The organism is Mycolicibacter kumamotonensis, from assembly GCF_002086285.1.
Taxonomy (GTDB): domain Bacteria; phylum Actinomycetota; class Actinomycetes; order Mycobacteriales; family Mycobacteriaceae; genus Mycobacterium; species Mycobacterium kumamotonense.
In genome coordinates this window covers 77,658-97,495 of the sequence record NZ_MVHU01000016.1, presented here as the reverse complement: position 1 = coordinate 97,495, position 19,838 = coordinate 77,658, and the positions used below count along the sequence as shown (strand labels likewise).

22 protein-coding genes are annotated in these 19,838 nt (G+C 69.7%); 16 read left to right on the top strand and 6 right to left on the bottom strand.

Annotation, left to right across the window (positions count from 1 at the left end):
- Together BST28_RS12570 and BST28_RS12565 are read right to left on the bottom strand one after the other, a co-directional pair.
- A partial coding sequence (locus BST28_RS12570; RefSeq protein WP_133054298.1) for a DUF222 domain-containing protein occupies positions 1–722 on the bottom strand: 722 nt, incomplete at its 3' end.
- A 147-nt stretch (positions 723–869) separates the two neighbouring features.
- A complete protein-coding gene (locus BST28_RS12565; RefSeq protein WP_065288047.1) occupies positions 870–1,559 on the bottom strand; it encodes a TetR/AcrR family transcriptional regulator in 690 nt (229 codons plus the stop codon).
- 76 nt (positions 1,560–1,635) lie between these two features.
- Here BST28_RS12565 and BST28_RS12560 point away from each other — a divergent pair, with 76 nt between their 5' ends.
- From BST28_RS12560 to BST28_RS12550, 3 genes are read left to right on the top strand one after another with little or no spacing between them, the layout of a single operon-like run.
- Complete coding sequence (locus BST28_RS12560) at positions 1,636–2,370, top strand: DUF1989 domain-containing protein (protein WP_065288046.1); 735 nt, start codon at positions 1,636–1,638, stop codon at positions 2,368–2,370.
- Complete coding sequence (locus tag BST28_RS12555; RefSeq protein ID WP_083081232.1) at positions 2,364–2,969, top strand: urea amidolyase associated protein UAAP2; 606 nt, start codon at positions 2,364–2,366, stop codon at positions 2,967–2,969. The genes BST28_RS12560 and BST28_RS12555 overlap by 7 nt, the downstream gene beginning before the upstream one ends.
- Entirely contained in the window at positions 2,966–4,951 is a 1,986-nt protein-coding gene (locus BST28_RS12550; protein WP_083081231.1) for a 5-oxoprolinase/urea amidolyase family protein, read from the top strand. The genes BST28_RS12555 and BST28_RS12550 overlap by 4 nt, the downstream gene beginning before the upstream one ends.
- On the opposite strand, the gene BST28_RS12545 is transcribed toward BST28_RS12550, so the two are convergent.
- The gene (locus tag BST28_RS12545; protein ID WP_019736838.1) at positions 4,948–5,502 is read right to left on the bottom strand and encodes a DUF4334 domain-containing protein; all 555 of its coding nucleotides are present in this window, start codon (positions 5,500–5,502) and stop codon (positions 4,948–4,950) included. The genes BST28_RS12550 and BST28_RS12545 overlap by 4 nt on opposite strands.
- A gap of 35 nt (positions 5,503–5,537) precedes the next feature.
- Positions 5,538–6,488, bottom strand: coding sequence for a formyltetrahydrofolate deformylase (gene purU, locus BST28_RS12540; RefSeq protein WP_019736839.1), 951 nt, complete (start codon positions 6,486–6,488; stop codon positions 5,538–5,540).
- A gap of 141 nt (positions 6,489–6,629) precedes the next feature.
- Between purU and sepIVA the strand changes: the two genes are divergently transcribed.
- Genes sepIVA through mutM form a run of 4 tightly spaced genes read left to right on the top strand, consistent with a single transcriptional unit; the run spans position 6,630 to position 9,556 of the window.
- Positions 6,630–7,367, top strand: coding sequence for a cell division protein SepIVA (sepIVA, locus tag BST28_RS12535; RefSeq protein ID WP_019736840.1), 738 nt, complete (start codon positions 6,630–6,632; stop codon positions 7,365–7,367).
- 39 nt (positions 7,368–7,406) lie between these two features.
- Positions 7,407–8,012 (top strand): YceD family protein, encoded by a 606-nt coding sequence (locus tag BST28_RS12530; protein ID WP_029249157.1) that lies wholly within the window; start codon positions 7,407–7,409, stop codon positions 8,010–8,012.
- Positions 8,009–8,719, top strand: coding sequence for a ribonuclease III (rnc, locus tag BST28_RS12525; protein WP_019736842.1), 711 nt, complete (start codon positions 8,009–8,011; stop codon positions 8,717–8,719). Before BST28_RS12530 ends, rnc begins: the two co-directional genes overlap by 4 nt.
- Positions 8,720–9,556: a bifunctional DNA-formamidopyrimidine glycosylase/DNA-(apurinic or apyrimidinic site) lyase gene (gene mutM / locus BST28_RS12520; RefSeq protein ID WP_083081230.1), complete on the top strand. Its 837-nt coding sequence runs from the start codon at positions 8,720–8,722 to the stop codon at positions 9,554–9,556.
- Between the two features lie 82 nt (positions 9,557–9,638).
- Here the strand turns inward: mutM and BST28_RS12515 are convergent, their stop codons facing one another.
- Both BST28_RS12515 and BST28_RS12510 read right to left on the bottom strand, forming a co-directional pair.
- Positions 9,639–10,412, bottom strand: coding sequence for a PIG-L deacetylase family protein (locus BST28_RS12515; protein WP_083081229.1), 774 nt, complete (start codon positions 10,410–10,412; stop codon positions 9,639–9,641).
- A 23-nt stretch (positions 10,413–10,435) separates the two neighbouring features.
- Entirely contained in the window at positions 10,436–11,065 is a 630-nt protein-coding gene (locus BST28_RS12510) for a DJ-1/PfpI family protein (RefSeq protein ID WP_083081228.1), read from the bottom strand.
- A 219-nt stretch (positions 11,066–11,284) separates the two neighbouring features.
- Here BST28_RS12510 and BST28_RS12505 point away from each other — a divergent pair, with 219 nt between their 5' ends.
- The 9 genes from BST28_RS12505 (at position 11,285) to BST28_RS12465 (ending at position 19,817) form a co-directional block, all read left to right on the top strand.
- Complete coding sequence (locus BST28_RS12505) at positions 11,285–11,524, top strand: hypothetical protein (RefSeq protein WP_083081226.1); 240 nt, start codon at positions 11,285–11,287, stop codon at positions 11,522–11,524.
- 19 nt (positions 11,525–11,543) lie between these two features.
- The gene (locus BST28_RS12500; protein WP_083081224.1) at positions 11,544–11,930 is read left to right on the top strand and encodes a nuclear transport factor 2 family protein; all 387 of its coding nucleotides are present in this window, start codon (positions 11,544–11,546) and stop codon (positions 11,928–11,930) included.
- Between the two features lie 49 nt (positions 11,931–11,979).
- Entirely contained in the window at positions 11,980–12,396 is a 417-nt protein-coding gene (locus BST28_RS12495) for an OsmC family protein (RefSeq protein ID WP_019736572.1), read from the top strand.
- On the top strand, positions 12,383–12,664 hold the full coding sequence (locus tag BST28_RS12490) for an acylphosphatase (RefSeq protein WP_019736571.1): 282 nt from the start codon (positions 12,383–12,385) through the stop codon (positions 12,662–12,664). Before BST28_RS12495 ends, BST28_RS12490 begins: the two co-directional genes overlap by 14 nt.
- A 19-nt stretch (positions 12,665–12,683) precedes the next feature.
- Positions 12,684–16,274, top strand: a complete 3,591-nt coding sequence (gene smc, locus BST28_RS12485; RefSeq protein ID WP_083081222.1) for a chromosome segregation protein SMC — start codon at positions 12,684–12,686, stop codon at positions 16,272–16,274.
- 48 nt (positions 16,275–16,322) lie between these two features.
- Positions 16,323–17,591, top strand: a complete 1,269-nt coding sequence (ftsY, locus tag BST28_RS12480; protein WP_234808269.1) for a signal recognition particle-docking protein FtsY — start codon at positions 16,323–16,325, stop codon at positions 17,589–17,591.
- A 76-nt stretch (positions 17,592–17,667) separates the two neighbouring features.
- A complete protein-coding gene (locus BST28_RS12475; RefSeq protein ID WP_029249281.1) occupies positions 17,668–18,639 on the top strand; it encodes a glycoside hydrolase family 6 protein in 972 nt (323 codons plus the stop codon).
- A gap of 32 nt (positions 18,640–18,671) precedes the next feature.
- A complete protein-coding gene (locus BST28_RS12470) occupies positions 18,672–19,391 on the top strand; it encodes an NUDIX hydrolase (protein ID WP_019737516.1) in 720 nt (239 codons plus the stop codon).
- A 36-nt stretch (positions 19,392–19,427) separates the two neighbouring features.
- Positions 19,428–19,817: a DUF4267 domain-containing protein gene (locus BST28_RS12465; protein ID WP_019737517.1), complete on the top strand. Its 390-nt coding sequence runs from the start codon at positions 19,428–19,430 to the stop codon at positions 19,815–19,817.
- Positions 19,818–19,838: the final 21 nt, after the last annotated feature.

Sequence of the window (19,838 nt, the reverse complement as noted above, 5' to 3'; positions counted from 1 at the left end):
TGCCCGCCGGCGGCCAGCGCGCCGAGGGCGTCGGCGCGGCGTTGGGCGATGGTGCGCGGATCGTCGTCGCACACGCTGTGCGCCATCGCCAAAAGGCGCCGGTCGAGTGCTTCGGCGTCGTGGGCGTGCAGCCGGCCCCACACCGGGGTGGTGGCATGGGCGGTGTTGCGTTTGTCGACCACCAGGTCGCGGGAGCGGGCATTTTGCCGGCTGCGGCGCAGGGCCTGCGGGTCGTGTGCCTCGACGACCGCGTCGATGGCCTGCCCGGTCTTGAACGCCGACAGTGGCCCGTAGTGCAGGGCGTCGGCGGCTAGGGCGGTATCGACCGCGGCAAGCGCCCGACGGTCTTCGATCAAGGTGGTGTGCCAGGAGATGGTGGACACCAGAGCGGCGTTGAGCTGTCCGGCGGCGAACAGGGCGGCAATCTTGGGCAGCCGTTCGGCGAGTGCTTGGGCCAGATACATCTGCGACGAGGCTTTGCCGTGACTGACGCCCATCGCGGCACCGACCTGCGCGGCCACCCCATCCCAGTCGTCAGCGGCCCACCGCGACCGCCCCGGGTCGTCATAACAGCACCGCCCGGTCAATTCGGCGATCGCCGCCAGCCGACGCGCCGCAGCGGCGGCCTCTGCCTGCGCCCATCCACCGATCGCCGCCACCAAGGCCGCGTCATCGACCTCGCGAAGCGTGTCGAGGTCGGGCAGATCCGTGGTGTCGCACATATTTTCGATCCTACTGAGATTCGCCGACGCCGATGGCCGCCCGCACACATCAGCCGCCGCATTGTGGATAACACCCACACTGGGGATAACCAGCTGGCGGGGATCAAGGCCACCGCGGGACTCGACGGGCTGTTGGCCGCACCGGATCTATCCGGCGTCGCCGCCGCGAGCGTTTGGTTCGTCCGGCCCAAGCCCCAAACGCTCCCCGGTTGCCTTCCGCATCCGGGCAAAATCATCACCACAGCCCAGCACCCGCAAAGCGGCTTCGGCGACCGTCCACGGATAGTCACCCGGGCAGGCACCGTCATCGGAGCGGCGGTTGATGACCGACTCCACCAACCGGAACGGGAGGTCGTCGCCCTCGCCAGGTCCGTGGTGCTCGGCGATCACCGCGCGGGACAGCTCCCGGTAGTGCGCCCGCAACTGAGCCCGACGCCGGCGGAACTCGGCGAAACGCTCGACGCGAAGCTCCGGAAGCAGATACAAGGTGCCCAGATTCCAGCGGCCGCCGCACAGTTGGGTGGCGTCGGCGACGACGAGCGTGTGCAGCCGGGGCGCCGCGGGGCCGCCTTCGGACAGCAGCTCGGCGGCCAGCGCCAGCGACGTGTCGACGGTGCCGGCCAGCAGCGCGTCGAGGATGTCTTCCTTGGCGCCGAAGTGGTGATACAGCGAGGCCTGCTGGATGCCGACGCTCTCGGCGATGCGCCGGGTGGAGGTGGCGGCATAGCCGATGGTGGTGAACAACTCTGCCGCCGCATCGAGGATCTCGTCTCGGGCGCTGTGGCCCGGGCGGCGAGACGCCACCAGCCGGGGACGCCCACGTCGATCGGTCGGCATGGCCCTCCCTCCCCGCATTTCTGTCGAGTGATAGGTAATCATGTTACGGTGCCGGGTGTCGAGAGGAGACACACCGATGAGTACCGCCTCCACCGGCGGGGCCCGTTCGCACGCCCGCGCTCAGGCGCACCAGGCCGAACTGCGGGTACCGGCGGTTCCCGGCGACGTCGACCCGTCGACGCTGTTCTGGGCCGAGACCATTCCGGCGGATGGCTACGCCACCAAGGTGCTGGCCCGCGGCAGCCGAATCCGACTGATCGATGTCGACGGCGGCGCCTGCGCGCATCTGCTGCTCTACCGCACCGAAGCGCCATGGGAGCGGCTCAACATCGCCGACACGATGAAGGTGCCGTGGCAGGCGTACCTGGGCGCCGGGCATCCGCTGCTGTCCGATCAGGGCCGGGTGCTGGCCACCGTCGTCGCCGACTCCTCGGGCCACCACGACATGCTGTGTGGGCCGGACGACACCGGCCGGCGGCTGTTGCTGCTCGGTGTGATCAAGCACGGTATGGACATCCGGGATGTGGCCCCGTCGGTGTCGTTATTCCGGGGCGTTCGTGTCGATCCGTCCAGCGGCGCACTGGAATTCACCGGGTCGGCGGCGCCGGGGGCGGCAGTCGACCTGTTGATTCACCTGCCGGTGGTGCTGGTGGTGGCCAACGCCGCGCACCCGTTGGATCCCGATCCGCCCGCGACCGCGCTGGATGTGCTCGGCTGGAAGGCCGGCGAGCAATTGAGCACCCTGAGCAACCACGACCCGGAATACCTGCGCGCGCTGCAGAACACCGAGGCGGTGGTGGCGGCATGGTGATCGTCTCCGACGAGGTGGTGCCGGCCCGCGCGCCCTGGTCGGCGGTGGTGCGCGCCGGTGATCGACTACAGATCATCGACCTGCACGGCAACCAGGCGGTGGACTGTCTGCTCTATGACGCCGCAGACACCACCCGCCGTTACAGTGCCCAGGCCACCGTGGCCGCCCAGCGCAACATCTTCGTGAGCACCGGCTCGGTGCTGCGCAGCGCAGACGGCGCGGCCCTGATGACCGTCGTCGCCGACGAGGTGGGCAATCACGACACCATCGCCGGTGCCTGTTCGCAGGAATCCAACACGCTGCGCTACGGGCACCACACCGCCCACCAGCACGCCTGCGTGGAGAACTTCCTCGCCGAGGGCGCCCGGTGGGGCCTGGGCAAGCGCGACATCGTGTCCAACATCAACTGGTTCATGAACGTCCCGGTCGATGCCGACGGCACGCTGGGCATCGTCGACGGCAGATCGGCGCCGGGAAAGAGCCTGACCCTGCGGGCCGAGACCGACACCCTGGTGCTGGTGTCGAACTGCCCGCAGGTCAACAACCCGTGCAACGGGTTCGACCCGACCCCGGTCCGGATGGTGATCACCCGAGGATGATCGGCATCGAGGTGGTCTCCCCGGGGGTGTTCACCACCGTGCAGGACTGGCCCGGCCGCGTCGGGTACTGGCATGTCGGGGTGCCGCCGTCCGGGCCGATGGACGACCTGTCGTTTCGGCTCGGTAATCAGGTGCTCGGCAACCCGGAAGGGGCGGCCGGTTTGGAATGCACCAAAACAGGGCCATCGCTGCGCTTTTCGAACCCCGCCCGGGTATGCGTCACCGGTGCCGCAGCGACACTCACCCTGGACGGCACCAGGGTAGCGCAGTGGCGGTCGGTGCGGATACCCGCCGGCGGTCTGCTTGAGATCGGCACCATCCCCGGCCCCGGGATGCGCTGCTACGTACTCGTCGAGGGCGGCATCATCGCACCGGAATTCCTGGGCAGTGCGGCCACTTTCACCCAAGGCGTGTTCGGTGGACACCACGGTCGGGCCCTGGTCCCGGGCGATCGACTCAGCGCGGCCGGCGGCGACGGCACTGTTCCAGCGCTCACCGGAGTGCCCGCCGAGAGTCAGCCCAGCATCGGCCCGCACTGGGAACTGGCGGTGACCGAAGGGCCGCACGCCGCGCCGGAGTTTCTGACCCGTGCCGACATGACCACCCTGACTCGCGCCGATTACACCGTGCACTTCAACTCCGACCGCACCGGAGTGCGGCTGGTGGGGCCGAAGCCGCACTGGGCCCGTCGCGACGGGGGAGACGCCGGCCTGCACCCGTCCAACATCCACGACACCGCTTATTGCGTCGGTGCACTGGACTTCACCGGTGACACACCGATTCTGCTGGGACCCGACGGGCCCAGCCTCGGCGGGTTCGTCTGCCCGGTGACGGTGGTGCGCGGCGACCGGTGGAAGCTGGGCCAGCTCGCACCCGGCGACACCGTGCGATTGGTGCCGGTGCGCGCCAACCATGCCCCGCCGCCGGCATCGTTGGGGATGCCGCGGCGCGCGGCGTTGCCGGTCGTCATCTCCAAATCCGGCGACGGCGACGACGGGGTGCTGCGGCGCTACACCGGCAAAGACGGAACGGTCGTCACGCTGCGGCGCGCCGGCGATGGCGGGATTCTGCTCGAATACGGTGCGATGACACTGGATCTGGCGCACCGGGCGCGGGTTCAGGTGCTCTACGACCAACTCGTGCGGCACGAACTGCCCGGGCTGCTGGAGCTGACGCCCGGCGTGCGATCCCTGCAGATCCAATTCGACACCGAGCAGTGCTCAGGCGCCGAGGTGGTCGAACAGCTGGCCGCCATCGACGACGCGCTGCCACCCTGCGACGAGCTCGTCGTACCGAGCCGCTCGGTGCGCCTACCGCTGAGCTGGGACGACCCCGCCACCCACGAGGCCATCCGCCGCTATGAGTACGGCGTACGGCCCGACGCCCCGTGGTGTCCGTCCAATATCGAATTCATCAGGCGCATCAATGGTCTCGACGACATCGCGCAGGTCCATGACATCGTCTTCGACGCGCAGTACCTGGTGCTGGGCCTGGGCGACATCTATCTGGGCGCACCGGTGGCCACCCCGCTGGACCCCCGCCACCGGCTGGTGACCACCAAGTACAACCCGGCCCGCACCTGGACCCCGGAGAACGCCGTCGGGATCGGCGGCGCCTACCTGTGCATCTACGGCATCGAGGGCCCCGGCGGTTACCAGTTCGTCGGGCGCACCACCCAGGTGTGGAACCACCGGCACGCCACCGCCGGACTGTTCGATCCGGAGACTCCGTGGCTGCTGCGCTACTTCGACCGCATCAGCTTCTACCCGGTGCAGGCCGAGGAGCTCCTGGAGTTGCGTGCCGACATGGCGGCCGGGCGTGGCCGGGTGGAGATCACCGACGGCGAGTTCTCCCTGCCGGCCTACCGGCGATTCCTGGCCGACAACGCCGAGAGCATCAACGGATTTCGCGGACAACAGGTCGCCGCGTTCACCGCAGAGCGCAATGCGTGGCACGACGCCGGCGAAATCGCCTGCCGTTAGACCAATTTCAGCGAGTCGTCGCGGCACAAACCGAAGAAGTACGGGCGGGGTGAGCCCCGCAGGTCCATCGCGCCGATCACAGCGTCATCGGAGAGCCGGCGGAAGACATCGTTGACCGGGGCCTGGTCGTAGACCATCGTGGCGCTGTCGACACCGCGGAAACGTGTGGTGCGCAGCCGGGCCCGGGGTGAACAGGTGCGCACCAGCGGCTGCAGCGTGGTGATCAACGCGGCGAACGAGCGCTTCTTCAGCGCCGGCAGCTTCGTCGCGAGTCCCAGCACACTGAATGCCAGCGCCGGGTTGAACGCCCAGAGCGCGGACCCGTCTCGGGTGGGAAACAACAACGGATGGACGGTCTCGGCATCGACGAACTGCTTGCCCCACCAGCCGGTGGCGGCCAACAGCCCGTCGAGGGGATGGCCGGTGGGCAACTCGGCGCCGTGCCAGGTGCCGAGCATGAAGTCGGGATCGACCGCGTCGGCGGCATCGAAGACCTCGAGGGCCTCGGCGGAAGTCGTCGGGACGGCCGGAAACAGGTCCTGCACGAGCATGCGAGTCACGGTACTTGACAGCGGCCGACGAGGACTCAGAGCACCACCGTTTCGTTGTCCACCCGGATCACCCGGTCCTGGCAGTGCCATTGCACCGCCCGGGACAGCACCGCCCGTTCCACGTCGGCGCCCAGCCGCACCAGATCGCTCACGGTGTGGGTGTGGTCGACGCGGACGACGTCCTGCTCGATGATCGGCCCCTCGTCGAGGATTTCGGTGACGTAATGCGCGGTGGCGCCGATCAACTTGACACCGCGTTCCCGCGCCCGCTGATACGGTGCAGCGCCGATGAACGCCGGCAGGAAGGAATGGTGGATGTTGATCAGCGGGCACCCCACCGTCTCGATGAACTCACCGGTGATGATCTGCATGTAGCGCGCCAGCACCACGAGGTCGACATTGCCGCACAGCAGTTGCAGCTGACGCTGTTCGGCTTCGGCGCGGGTCTCACGGGTGGCGGGAATGTGGAAGAACGGCACCCCGAACGGGCGCACCTGTTCGGCCAGATCCGGGTGATTAGAGATCACCATCGCCACGGTCATCTCCAGCTCGCCGCGCCGGTTGCGCCACAACAGATCCAGTAGGCAGTGGTCGGCCTTGGAGGCCATGATCGCCACCCGTTTGGGTTTGGCGGCTTCGGCGAACCGGTAGTCCATCGCAAACCGCTCGGCCACCGTGGCGCCGAACCGCTGTTGGAGCTCATCGATGGCGGCGGGCAGTCCGGGCAGGTGAAAGATCGCGCGCTGCACGAACGTCCCGCCCTCGGGGGCGGTCGAGTGCTGATCCAGCGAGATGATGTTGGCGCCGGCCTCGGCCAGGAAGGCGCTGACCGACGCGATGATGCCGTGACTGTCGGGGCAACGCAGCAGCAGCCGGCCGATATCGGCAGTCGGTTGCGCGCCGGACCGGTGCGGATGGCCGTGCGACGGCTGTCCCGGTGCCGTGGAACCCGCCGGACCCCGTGCCTCCCCGGAACCGTTCGTCATGGCTGCCCTTCGCCGATCGGATGACAACGGGTCAGGCTACCGGTGAAGTGGACCAAAATCCGACACACCGGGCGGCTAACACAGTCACATGCGTAACAGAGGGCACACTAGTAACAACGACTATGCCTGGAGGGTGCTGCCGTGTACCGAGTGTTCGAAGCCCTTGACGAACTGGGCTCCATTGTTGAAGAAGCCCGTGGCGTGCCGATGACGGCCGGCTGCGTGGTGCCCCGCGGCGACGTCCTGGAATTGATCGACGACATTCGGGATGCGATCCCCGGCGAACTCGACGACGCCCAGGATGTGCTCGACGCCCGTGACTCGGTGCTCAACGAGGCCAAGGAACACGCGGACTCGATGGTCAGCTCCGCCACCGCCGAAGCCGAATCGCTGGTCAGCCACGCCCGGGCCGAGGCCGACCGGCTGCTGGCCGACGCCAAGGGCCAGGCCGACCGGATGGTGGCAGAGGCGCGCGGGCACAGTGAGCGGATGCTCGGCGAGGCCCGCGAGGAAGCGGCCCGGCTCAGCGCCACCGCCAAGCGCGAGTTCGAGACCGCCACCAGCCGTGCCCAGGCCGAATGCGACCGGCTGGTCGAGAACGGTAACGCCGCCTACGAGAAGGCCGTTCAGGAAGGCATCAAGGAGCAGCAGCGGCTGGTGTCGCAGAACGAGGTGGTGACCTCGGCGCGGGCCGAAGCCACCCGGCTGATCGACTCGGCGCACGCCGAAGCAGACCGGATGCGCGGCGAGTGCGACATCTACGTCGACGCCAAGCTGGCCGAGTTCGAGGACTTCCTCAACGGCACCCTGCGCTCGATCAACCGCGGTCGCCACCAACTGCGGACCGCCGCGGGCACCCACGATTACGCGACCCGCTGACCCGCGAACGCGGCAATGCCCGCTGCGTAGAATCGCGGCATGGCGAGGCACCCGGGTATTGGCGTGAAGGGCGGGCAGCGGCAGCTGCCTTCGCCGTTCGTGGTGAACGTCGCCCGGCTGGGCCGGCGTCCCGGCTCGATGATCGCGCTGCACGAGCAGCGCTCCAGCCGGGGCCGTATCGGGTTGGACCTGGTGGCGATTCCCCCGGACACCGCCGTCGAGCTGGATCTGCGGGTGGAGTCGGTGTCCGAAGGTGTGCTGGTGACCGGGGCGGTCTCGGCGGCCACCGCGGGCGAATGTGCGCGCTGCCTGCAGCCGCTGACCGGCGACATAGAGGTCGAGTTGACTGAGCTGTTCGCCTACCCGGACAGCACCACCGACGCCACCACCGACGACGACGAGGTCGGCCGGGTCGTCGACGACGCCGTGGACCTCGAGCAGGCGATCGTCGACGCGGTCGGGCTGGCGCTGCCGTTGTCGCCGCTGTGCGATCCGGACTGTCCGGGACTGTGTCCGGACTGCGGGGTCGCGTTGGCCGGCGCCGAACCGGGACACCACCACGACAAGATCGATCCGCGCTGGGCCAAACTCGCCGGGATGGTGGGTCCAGGGTCGGCTCAGTCCACTGATGACGGTGACCGGTGAGCCGTCCCCGGCAGGCGGTGCTGGATGCGCTCGGGGTGGACTTGCCCGACGATCTGCTCACGCTGGCGGTCACCCATCGCAGTTTCGCCTACGAGAACGGCGGCTTGCCCACCAATGAGCGGCTGGAGTTCCTCGGCGACGCCGTGCTCGGCTTGACCATCACCGACGAACTGTTCCACCGCCACCCCGACCGGCCCGAGGGCGACCTGGCCAAACTGCGCTCCAGCGTGGTCAACACGGCGGCCCTGGCCGATGTGGCGCGCGGGCTGACCGAGGACGGCTTGGGCGCCCACCTGCTGCTCGGCCGCGGTGAGGTCAACACCGGCGGGGCCGACAAGTCCAGCATCCTGGCCGACGGCATGGAGTCGCTGCTGGGTGCGGTCTACCTCGAACACGGCATCGATACCGCGCGCGAAGTGATCCTGCGGCTGTTCGGGCCGCTGCTGGACACCGCGGCCACCCTGGGTGCGGGCCTGGACTGGAAGACCAGCCTGCAGGAGCTGACCGCGGCCCGCGGGCTCGGCGTGCCGAGTTACCAGGTCAGCTCGACCGGGCCCGACCACGATCGGGAGTTCACCGCCGTCGTCGTGGTGTCGGACACCGAATACGGATCGGGTGTGGGCCGGTCGAAGAAGGAAGCCGAACAGAAGGCGGCGGCCGCGGCCTGGACGGCGCTGGACGCGCTCGACGTCGGCTCGACCGGGTAGATGCCGGAGCTACCCGAGGTCGAGGTGGTCCGACGCGGCCTCGACGCCCACCTGGTGGGCCGCACCCTGTCCGGAGTCCGGGTCCATCATCCGCGTGCGGTCCGCCGGCACGAGGCCGGCCCCGCCGACCTGACCGGCCGGCTACTCGGCTCCCGGATCACCGGCACCGACCGCCGTGGCAAGTACCTGTGGCTGCTGCTGAGTACGGACGAGGCGCTGGTGGTGCACCTGGGCATGAGTGGCCAGATGCTGCTGGGGGAGTTGCCCGACACCAAGCACCTGCGGATCGCCGCGGTGCTGGACGATGGCACGAAGGTCAGCTTCGTCGACCAGCGGACGTTCGGCGGCTGGCAACTCACCGACCTGGTCGAGGTGGACGGCAGCATCGTCCCGCTACCCGTGGCGCACCTGGCCCGCGACCCGCTGGACCCCCGCTTCGACGTCGAAGCGGTGGTGAATGTGTTGCGGCGCAAGCATTCCGAGATCAAACGTCAACTCCTAGACCAGACCGTGGTGTCCGGTATCGGCAACATCTACGCCGACGAGGCGCTGTGGCGTGCCGGCATCCGCGGCACCCGGCTCGCCGACACGTTGTCCCGCCCGCGGTTGCGCGCCCTGCTGCAGGCCGCCGGGGCGGTGATGGGCGACGCGCTGACCGCCGGCGGCACCTCGTTCGATTCGCTCTACCTCAACGTCAACGGCGAGTCCGGTTACTTCGGTCGGTCGCTGGACGCCTACGGCCGCGAGGATCAGCCCTGCCGACGCTGCGGCACCGCGATCCGCCGGGCGAAGTTCATGAACCGCTCGTCGTTTTACTGCCCGAAATGCCAGCGCTGACCGCGAGCGTGCGGGTTTGCCCGCCGACACGCCGCGATTCGTGGCATTCTGCGCACGCTCGCGCAGGGCGCGGGGCCCGGACTCACTCGAAGATATCGCGGTAGACCCGCCCCGGCGGCCGAGCCGGGTCGACGAACCACTCCCGGCCGAAGATCAGCCCGGCCACCTGCGGGGGAAGCCGCAACAACACCGCGAACAGGCGTGCCGCCGCGCCGGTGGTGCCGATCTGCGAACGGTGCGCGGCGGTGGCGTCGCATTTCTGCCGGGCATAGCGAAAGACGTTGATCCGGTGGGTGATCGACGACCCCGGGGCATACGCGGTGCGGACCACATCACGGCCGTAGGGCGCCGGCAGTCGCAGTAGCCGAGCGGCGGTACCGATCCGGGAAAGCACCTCCCGCGGCATGGTGGCCTCCAGTATGCGCGGTGTCGCCGCGAGTTCGGCGGCCCGCTTGCCGACGTGATGCACCTGCACGTGGTCACGATGGCCGTAGCCGCCGTTGGCCTGGTAGCTCAACAACAGATCGGCGTCCTCCTCGCGCAGGATGACGGCCAGCCGCTGCGCCGCATCCTCGGTGTCGGCGCGGGCGAACCGGACCCGGCCCGGCGGATCGGGATAGAGCTCCGGTCCGAAGCCGCTGTCGGCATAGCCGAGGCATTCCACCCGATGCGCACCGAGAATACCTGCGCTGGTGCGTAATTCGCCGAGGCGGTCGACGTCGTCGTTGTGCACGCGACCGTCGGTGGCGGCCACCACCACCACACGGTGCCCGGCGGCGGCCGCGCGTGCCAGGGTCCCCCCGGTCAGAATCGCCTCGTCGTCGGGATGGGCGTGGAATGCGACGACGGTGGCCATGAAAGGTCAGTATGCCCGGTGGCTCAGCGCCGCAGCTGCGCGGCGCGGTCGCGAACGGCCGCACCGGCCTTGGTCAGCGAACCGCAATCGAACGGCGGCTGCGGGTCGTACTCGATCATCAGCTGCGCCGCCTGGGCGGTCTGGGTGTCCACCAGCAACTCCACCAGCCGAAGCGCCATGTCGATGCCGCTGGAGACCCCCGCGGAGGTGATGATCCGCTGGGGCAGGACCTCGACCACCCGCTGCCCGACGTAGCGTGCACCCAGGTGTTCGAGCAGCTCGACCGCCCCCCAGTGCGTGGTCGCGGTCAGGCCGTCCAACAGGCCCGCCGCGGCCAGCAGCAACGAACCGGTGCACACCGAGGTGGTGTAACGAGTGTGGGGATGGACGCTGCGCAGCCAGTCGAGCAGCTCCCCATCGTCGAGCAGCGTCCGCGTCCCGAGACCGCCGGGGACGACGACGACGTCGGGGCGGGCCACCTCGTCCAGCCGTGCGTCACAGAGCAACCCGAGCATCCCGTTGTCGCTGCGCACCTCGCCACGTCGGTGGCCGACGAAAACCACCTCCAGCTCCGGTATGCAGCGCAGTACCTCGTAGGGTCCGACCGCATCCAGTGCGGTGAATCGGGGAAACAGTGGAATCGCGACCTGCACCCGGCGTCCTCTCACCGGCCCAGCGCATCGACCGGGATCATCGTCGGCCCCGAATTTCCCGATAGGCCTGGGAAGACCGCTGTCTTCTTGCCGGAAAAGTGTACGCGGATCTCATCCGTTGGGATGAGGTAATTGCGCGGCCGCAGTGTTTGCCTTGGACCTGTGTTCGCAGATGGCTTAGGGATACGACACCTCCGCTGACCCGAGGAGGCGACGGCGATGTCGCAGTTGGTCATCAAACCGGGGATCGCGACTCCATTCGGAGCCGTCGCGCACCACGCCCGACAGCAGGCGCATCTGCTCGTCGCAACGTGGCTCGCGGCGATCGACCGCATCGGCCGCTGGTCGCGTGGGCCGGGCGAGTATTCCGGGCACCTGGAGGCGGCCTACAAGAGCCCGGGATGTCACGGGAAATGTACCGGATGTAACAACAAAATCGGCTGGGGACAACAGAATTGATGACGAAAGGAATTGAGGGATGTCTGAGCAGAACATCGAACTGGTACGCAGTGGTTATCAAGCCTTCGCCAGCGGCGACACCGAAGCCCTGATGGCGCTCTTCGATGACGACATCGAATGGGTGCAGCCGGGTGACAGCGCGGTCAGCGGAACCTACCGGGGCAAAACGGAACTCAGTGGGTTCCTGGCGGGTCTGGCCGCGAAGTCACCGATGATCGCGCCGCACCGTTTCCTGGCCGACGGCGACACGGTAGTGGTGCTCAGCGAGGTGTCGGTCGGCGGTGAACGCGGCCACAGCGCCGAGGTTTACACCATCCGCAACGGCAAGACGGTCAGGGTCGAGGTGTACGGCGACACCGCCATGATGGAACGCCAATACGGCCGAAAGAACGTCGCGGCAGTCTGATCGGCCACCGGCGTGGCCAGGCGCCGGGTTCGCGGTAAAGAATGTCCCCATGACGAAATTGTGGGTGGAACGAACCGGAACCCGGCGCTACACCGGCCACAGTTCGCGGGGAGCGCAGGTGCTGGTCGGCAGCGAAGACGTCGACGGCGTTTTCACCCCCGGCGAGCTGCTGAAGATCGCCTTGGCGGCGTGCAGCGGCATGTCCAGTGACGCCCCCTTGGCCCGCCGCCTGGGTGAGGACTACCCGGCGGCGATCCAGGTCTGCGGTCCGGCCGACCGCGAGCAGGAACGCTACCCACTGCTGGAGGAGACCCTGGAGCTGGACCTGTCGGGTCTGGACGAAGCCGAGAAGCAGCGGCTGCTGACCGTTGTGCACCGCGCCGTCGAGCAGGTGTGCACGGTGGGCCGCACACTGCAGTCCGGCACCGAGGTGCGCTTCGAGATCGCCGACCGTGGCCGGCCCTGACGTCCGGCTCACCGCCTGGGTGCACGGCCACGTCCAGGGGGTGGGTTTTCGGTGGTGGACCCGGTCGCGGGCGCTGGAGCTGGGGCTGACCGGTTACGCCGCCAACCGCCCCGACGGGCGGGTGCAGGTGGTCGCCCAGGGCCCCCGCGAGCACTGCCAACGCCTGCTGGAGCTGCTGCAGGGTGGCTCCACTCCGGGTCGGGTGGACACCGTGGTCGCCGACTGGGCGGTCGCCACCGAGCCGATCGACGGATTCACCGAACGCTAGACCGGTAGTCTCACACCCCGTGCACCTCAAGAGTCTGACGTTGAAGGGCTTCAAGTCCTTCGCCGCGCCCACGACTCTGCGCTTCGAACCGGGTATCACCGCGGTGGTCGGGCCCAACGGCTCCGGAAAGTCCAACGTGGTCGACGCCCTGGCCTGGGTGATGGGGGAGCACAGCGCCAAGACGCTGCGTGGCGGCAAGATGGAAGACGTCATCTTCGCGGGCACCTCCTCACGGGCTCCGCTGGGCCGCGCCGAGGTCACCGTCACCATCGACAACTCCGACAATGCCCTGCCGATCGAGTACGCCGAGGTCTCGATCACCCGGCGGATGTTCCGCGACGGCGCCAGCGAATACGAGATCAACGGTGCCAGCTGCCGGCTGATGGACGTCCAGGAGCTGCTGAGCGACTCCGGCATCGGCCGCGAGATGCACGTCATCGTCGGCCAGGGCCGGCTGTCGCAGATCCTGGAGTCGCGTCCCGAAGACCGCCGCGCGTTCATCGAAGAGGCCGCCGGGGTGCTCAAGCACCGCAAGCGCAAGGAAAAGGCGGTCCGCAAACTCGACGCGATGTCGGCCAACCTGGCCCGGCTGACCGACCTGACCACCGAACTGCGCCGCCAGCTCAAACCGCTGGGCCGCCAGGCCGAAGTCGCGCGGCGCGCCGCCACCATCCAGGCCGACCTGCGCGACGCCCGGCTGCGCCTGACCGCCGACGATCTGGTCACCCGGCAGACCGAGTTCGCCGGAACCACCGACGCCGAGGCGGCACTGCGCCGCGAGCACGACCAGATCAACGAGCGCCTCACGGTGGCCGCCGACGAGCTGACGGCCCACGAGTCGGCAGTGGCCACCTTGACCCAGCGTGCCGAGGCCGCACAGCAGACCTGGTTCTCGTTGTCGGCGCTGGCCGAGCGGGTCAGCGCCACCGTGCGCATCGCCAGCGAACGCGCCCAGCATCTCGACGAGCAGCCGATCACCACCGGCGGCGTCGACCCGGAGGCGTTGGAGGCCGAGGCCGAGCAGGTGGCCGCCGCCGAGCAACAGCTGCTGGCCGAACTGGCTGAGGCCGGGACCCGCCTCGAGGCCGCCCGCGCCGAGCTGGCCGAACGCGAGCGGCGTAGCGCCGAGGCGGAGAAGGCGCATCTGGCCGCGGTGCGCGCCGAAGCCGACCGCCGCGAGGGCTTGGCCCGGCTGACCGGTCAGGTGGAGACGATCCGGGCGCGGGTGGAGTCGATCGACACCCACGTGGCGCAGCTGTCGGCGCGCATCGAGGAGGCCGCCGCGCGCGCCCAGGCCGCGCAGGCGGAGTTCGAAACGGTGCAGGGCCGGGTCGGTGAGCTCGATCAGGGCGAGGTCGGTCTCGATGAGCAACACGAGCGGACGGTGGCCGCCTTGCGGCTGGCCGACGAGCGGGTCTCCGAACTGCAGGCCGCCGAGCGCGGCGCCGAGCGGCAGGTGGCCTCCCTGCGCGCCCGCATCGACGCTCTGTCGATGGGGCTCGAGCGTCGCGACGGCGCCGCCTGGCTAGTCCAGAACCACAGCGGCCCCGGGCTTTTCGGGTCGATCGCCAAGCTGGTCAAGGTGCGTTCGGGCTATGAGGCGGCGCTGGCCGCGGTGCTCGGGTCAGCCGCCGACGCGCTGGCCGCCGAGAACGCCGGTGCGGCCCGCGCGGCGCTGAATGCGCTGAAGAGCGCCGACGGCGGGCGGGCCGCGATCGTGCTGGGGGACTGGCCGCTGCAGCAGCCCGCGCAACGGGCCGTTCTGCCCGACGGGGCGCAATGGGCGCTGGACCTCATCGACACCCCCGACCGGCTGCGCGGCGCCATGACCGCCATGCTGTCGTCGGTGGTGGTGGTCACCGACCTGCCCGCGGCGCTGGAGCTGGTGGCCGGGCATCCCGGGCTGCGTGCGGTGACCGTGGACGGCGATCTGGTCGGCGCGGGGTGGGTCAGCGGCGGTTCGGACCGCAAGCCGTCCACCCTGGAGATCAACAGCGAGATCGACAAGGCGCGGGCCGAGCTGGCCGCCGCCGAAACGCAGGTCGGACAGCTCAGTGCGGCCCTGGCGGGCGCGTTGGCCGAACAGGCCGCCCGCCAGGACGCCACCGAGCAGGCGCTGGCCGCGCTCAACGAATCCGACGCCGCCATCGCCGCGACCCACGAGCAGTTGGGCCGGCTCGGGCAGGAGGCCCGGGCCGCCGAGACCGAGTGGCGTCGCCGACTGCGCGAACGCGAAGAGTTGGAGGCCGGCCGGGCGCAGGCCGTCACCGAGCTCGGTGAGCTGGAGGCGCGGTTGCGCAACGCCGAGCAGGACCAGCCGACCGCTTCGGTGCAACCGGTGGATCGGCAGCAGATCGCGGCCGCCGCCGAGGCGGCGCGCAGCGTCGAGGTGGAGGCCCGGCTGGCGGTGCGCACCGCCGAGGAACGCGCCAACGCCGTCCGGGGCAAGGCGGATTCACTTCGGCGGGCCGCCGCCGCCGAACGGGAGGCGCGGGTGCGCGCCGAGCAGGCCCGCGCTGCCCGCGCGCTCGCCGCGACCACGGCGGCCGCGGTGGCAGAGGCCGGGACGGCGTTGGCCCGGCGTCTGCAATTGGTGGTGGCCGCGGCGGCGCGGATCCGCGACGGGCTCGCCGGCGAACGCCAGCAGCGGGCGGCCGCGATGGCCGCGGTCCGCGAAGAGGTGAACTCGCTGAGCACTCGCATCACCGCGCTCACCGAATCGCTGCACCGCGACGAAGTCGCCAAGGCCCAGGCAGCACTGCGTATCGAGCAACTCGAGCAAACGGTGCTCGAACAGTTCGGGATGAGCTCGGCGGACCTGATCGCCGAGTACGGCCCCGACGTTCCCTTGCCGCCGACCGAGCTCGAGCTCGCCGAATTCGAGCAGGCCCGCGAGCGCGGCGAACAGGTCACCGCTCCCGCCCCCATGCCCTTCGACCGGCCCACGCAGGAGCGTCGTGCCAAGCGGGCCGAACGGGAACTGGCCGAACTGGGTCGGGTCAATCCGCTGGCGCTGGAGGAGTTCGCCGCGCTCGAAGAGCGCTACAACTTCCTGTCCACCCAGCTCGAGGACGTCAAGGCCGCGCGCAAAGACCTGCTCGACGTGGTGTCGGAGGTCGACGCCCGCATCCTGCAGGTGTTCACCGACGCCTACGCCGACGTCGAGCGCGAATTCAGCGAGGTGTTCGCGGCGCTGTTCCCCGGCGGGGAGGGCCGACTGCTGCTGACCGATCCCACCGACATGCTGACCACCGGCGTCGACGTCGAGGCCCGTCCGCCCGGCAAGAAGGTCAAGCGGTTGTCGCTGCTGTCCGGCGGGGAGAAATCGCTGACCGCGATCGCCATGCTGGTCGCGATCTTCAGGGCCCGTCCTTCGCCGTTCTACATCATGGACGAGGTCGAGGCCGCGCTCGACGACACCAACCTGCGCCGTCTGCTGGCACTTTTCGAGATGCTGCGCGCACGCTCGCAGCTGATCGTCATCACCCACCAGAAGCCGACGATGGAGGTCGCCGACGCGCTGTACGGGGTGACCATGCAGGGTGACGGGATCACCGCGGTGATCTCCCAGCGCATCCGCGGCGAAGAGCTGGTCTCAAGCCAGGCCTAGAACCCGGCGTTGAGTCCCGCCGGGACACCTGCTGCCACAATGGCGGGCGTGTCGTCTCAAAGTCTGTGGATCGTCGTCGGCGTCGTCGCCGCCCTAGTTCTCATCACCGCGTTAATCCTGGGCCTGGTGCGGCACCGTCGCCGGCGCATCAGCCTGTCGGCGCCGCAGCGCGAGAGCCTGGACCGCTCGGGCGGCTACGCCGCCTCCTCGGGGATCACGTTCAGCCGAACCGAGGAGGCACCAGCCCCCGTCATCGGCGACGACGCGACCGTGCCCCGGGACGCCCCCCGGCGCACCATCACCGACGTCGACCTCCCCGAAGCGCCGCCCGCACCCCAAGCACCGCCCGCCGAAGCCGTCGAACCGGCCCCCGAACCGGCCCCCGCGCCGACCATCGAGCCGGTCGAAGGCCGGATGCAGCGCCTGCGCGGCAGGTTGGCCAAGTCGCAGAACGCGTTGGGGCGCAGCATGCTGGGGCTGCTCGGCGGCGGCGACCTGGACGAGGACTCCTGGCAGGACGTCGAGGACACCCTGCTGGTGTCCGACCTGGGCCCCACCGTCACCGAATCGGTGGTCGCACAGCTGCGCGAACGGCTGGCCGGCGGGCAGGTGCGCACCGAAGCCGACGCTCGTGCGGTGCTGCGTGAGGTGCTCATCGGGGAGCTGCGGCCTGACCTGGATCGCTCCATTCGGGCGCTGCCGCACGACGAGCACCCCTCGGTGCTGCTGGTGGTCGGGGTCAACGGCACCGGCAAGACCACCACCGTCGGCAAACTGGCCCGGGTGCTGGTCGCCGATGGCCGCCGCGTGGTGCTGGGTGCCGCCGACACGTTCCGGGCCGCCGCGGCCGACCAGCTGCAGACCTGGGCGGCGCGGGTGGGCGCCGAAGTGGTGCGCGGCCCCGAGGGCGCCGACCCGGCCTCGGTCGCGTTCGACGCCGTCGACAAGGGCGTTGCGGCCGGGGCCGACGTGGTGGTCATCGACACCGCCGGCCGGTTGCATACCAAGACCGGCTTGATGGATGAACTGGGCAAGGTCAAGCGCGTGGTGACCCGCCGCGCCGCAGTCGACGAGGTGCTGCTGGTGCTCGATGCCACCATCGGGCAGAACGGTTTGGCGCAGGCCAGGGTGTTCGCCGACGTCGTCGACATCACCGGGGTGGTGCTGACCAAACTGGACGGCACCGCCAAGGGCGGCATCGTATTCCGGGTGCAGCAAGAGCTGGGGGTTCCGGTCAAGCTGGTGGGCCTCGGCGAGGGCCCCGATGATCTGGCGCCGTTCGAGCCGGCGGCCTTCGTCGACGCTTTGCTGGGCTGAGCGGCTGGGCTGAGTGCCCGGCGCCGATCGTGACCACCCTGTTATCCGGGGTCGGCCGCTACGGTAATTTTTCCCTATGCTCCCCTCAGGATCTGGTGCCCTCGCGCGCCGTCTCGCCCCTCTGTTGACTGTCGCGGCCCTGGTCGGCGCCGCTCCGGCCCTCGCCGACGGGGACAACCCGCTGGCCGGCATGCCCTTCTACGTCGATCCCATCTCGAAGGCGATGCATGCCGCCAACGCTCAACCCGACAGCGCCGAGCTGGCCCGAGTCGCCAACACACCGCAGGCATACTGGCTCGACCAGGCGTTTTCGCCCGACTCGGTCGGCGCAACGGTGGCCCGGCACACCGGGGCGGCGGCCGCGGCCGGCGCCATGCCGGTGCTGGTGCTCTACGCCATCCCGCACCGTGACTGCGGCAGCTACGCCGCCGGCGGATTCTCCTCCGGAGCGTCCTATCGCGCCTGGGTCGACGGGATCGCCGACGGTATCGGCGGCAACCCGGCCGCGGTCATCCTCGAGCCCGACGCCCTGGCGATGTCCGACTGCCTCTCCGGTGATGCGCGCCAGGAGCGCTTCGACCTGATCAGCTACGCCGTGGATACGTTGGGCCGTAACCCGGCCACCGCGGTCTACGTCGACGCCGGGCACTCGCGCTGGGTGAACGCCGGCGAAATGGCCAACCGGCTCAACCAGGCCGGGGTGGGGCGCGCCCGCGGTTTCTCTCTCAACACCACGAACTACTTCACCACCGAAGAGCAGATCGGTTACGGCGAAGAGATTTCCGGGATGACCGGCGGCAAGCACTACGTCATCGACACCTCCCGCAACGGTGCCGGCCCGGCAGAGGGCGATCCCTACGGCTGGTGCAACCCCAGTGGGCGCGCTCTGGGCACGCCGCCTACCGCCAACACCGCCGGTGCACACGCCGACGCCTACCTGTGGGTCAAGCGGGTCGGGGAGTCCGACGGCAGTTGCGGCGCCGGTGAACCCGCCGCGGGGCACTTCGTCAGCGAGTACGCCATCAACCTGGCGCGTAACGCCGGCTGATCGCGGCCCGCGGCACTGCCTATGGTCAAGCGATGACGATCAGCTATGACGAGGTGCTGCGGGAGCGGATCCGGGCACACCTGGGCGCGCACGACCGCCGCGCCGTGACCGACCCGTCGAAGCGGCACGCGGCGGTCGCGGTGGTGATCGTGGACTCCGAGGTCGGCGAAGACCGGGTGGACCCGGCGCCGGTGGACGACTGGATGGACGGGCGGCCCATGCCGCAGGCGGGACTCGACGGCCGCATGGTCGATGTGTCCGGAGGCGCTGCCTTCCTGCTGTGCCGCAGAGCGTCTCGTCTCACCTCGCACGCCGCCCAGTGGGCGTTGCCGGGGGGCCGGCTGGATCCCGGCGAAACCGCGGTCGACGCCGCGCTGCGGGAGTTGGACGAGGAGGTCGGCATCAGACTGCCCGATTCAGCGGTGCTGGGCCTGCTCGACGACTACCCGACACGCTCGGGATACGTCATCAGCCCGGTGGTGATCTGGGGCGGCGGGCGCCTTGACCCGCGGCCCGCGCCCGAGGAGGTGGTTGCGGCCTACCGGGTAGGGCTGCACCAATTGCAACGCGACGATTCCCCGCGCTTCATCTCGATCCCGGAGAGCTCGCGTCCGGTCGTGCAGATCCCCTTGGGCAACGACCTCATCCACGCGCCCACGGGTGCGGTGCTGCTGCAATTGCGGTGGTTGTGCCTGGAGGGGAGACATGACCGGGTCGACGAGCTGGAGCAACCGGTGTTCGCCTGGAAATAACCCCGGGCATGCCCGTCCCGCCTTAGGCTGCGGTCCATGGTGAAGGACCGCGCCGCGCTGCTCGCCGGCAGTATCCGGCTGGCCTCGGGAGTCTCGTTTCTGGTTGATCCCCTGCGGGCCAACCGAATATGGGGAGAGCCGGACGATCCTGGGCCGTCCGCCCGGCTGCTGCTCCGGTCGATGGGCTACCGCGACGCGCTGATCGGGGGCCTACTGCTGTACGCAGCCATCGGCGGCCGAGACACCCGCGGCTGGTTTCTGGCCTCCGGCGGTGCTGACGCGGCCGACCTACTGGGCGGGATCAGCGTGCACGCCGACCTCAAACGCGGTCAGCAGATCATCGGCCTGGGCGGAGCGATCCTGGGCATCGGCGTTGGGCTCTGGGGTGCCACGCGTCGCCCGAGCAGATCCGGCCCGGCCAACTGAAAACGGCAGGCCCCCACCGGT

Excerpts from the sequence above, each read along its gene's own strand:
- BST28_RS12560 (WP_065288046.1), top strand. The coding sequence starts at position 1,636 with ATGAGTACCGCCTCCACCGGCGGGGCCCGTTCGCACGCCCGCGCTCAG.
- purU (WP_019736839.1), bottom strand. The coding sequence starts at position 6,488 with ATGACGAACGGTTCCGGGGAGGCACGGGGTCCGGCGGGTTCCACGGCA.
- BST28_RS12515 (WP_083081229.1), bottom strand. The coding sequence starts at position 10,412 with ATGGCCACCGTCGTCGCATTCCACGCCCATCCCGACGACGAGGCGATT.
- BST28_RS12555 (WP_083081232.1), top strand. The coding sequence starts at position 2,364 with ATGGTGATCGTCTCCGACGAGGTGGTGCCGGCCCGCGCGCCCTGGTCG.
- BST28_RS12475 (WP_029249281.1), top strand. The coding sequence starts at position 17,668 with ATGCTCCCCTCAGGATCTGGTGCCCTCGCGCGCCGTCTCGCCCCTCTG.
- BST28_RS12530 (WP_029249157.1), top strand. The coding sequence starts at position 7,407 with ATGGCGAGGCACCCGGGTATTGGCGTGAAGGGCGGGCAGCGGCAGCTG.
- BST28_RS12505 (WP_083081226.1), top strand. The coding sequence starts at position 11,285 with ATGTCGCAGTTGGTCATCAAACCGGGGATCGCGACTCCATTCGGAGCC.
- BST28_RS12465 (WP_019737517.1), top strand. The coding sequence starts at position 19,428 with ATGGTGAAGGACCGCGCCGCGCTGCTCGCCGGCAGTATCCGGCTGGCC.
- BST28_RS12565 (WP_065288047.1), bottom strand. The coding sequence starts at position 1,559 with ATGCCGACCGATCGACGTGGGCGTCCCCGGCTGGTGGCGTCTCGCCGC.
- BST28_RS12545 (WP_019736838.1), bottom strand. The coding sequence starts at position 5,502 with ATGCTCGTGCAGGACCTGTTTCCGGCCGTCCCGACGACTTCCGCCGAG.
- BST28_RS12550 (WP_083081231.1), top strand. The coding sequence starts at position 2,966 with ATGATCGGCATCGAGGTGGTCTCCCCGGGGGTGTTCACCACCGTGCAG.
- mutM (WP_083081230.1), top strand. The coding sequence starts at position 8,720 with ATGCCGGAGCTACCCGAGGTCGAGGTGGTCCGACGCGGCCTCGACGCC.
- BST28_RS12470 (WP_019737516.1), top strand. The coding sequence starts at position 18,672 with ATGACGATCAGCTATGACGAGGTGCTGCGGGAGCGGATCCGGGCACAC.
- BST28_RS12500 (WP_083081224.1), top strand. The coding sequence starts at position 11,544 with ATGTCTGAGCAGAACATCGAACTGGTACGCAGTGGTTATCAAGCCTTC.
- BST28_RS12495 (WP_019736572.1), top strand. The coding sequence starts at position 11,980 with ATGACGAAATTGTGGGTGGAACGAACCGGAACCCGGCGCTACACCGGC.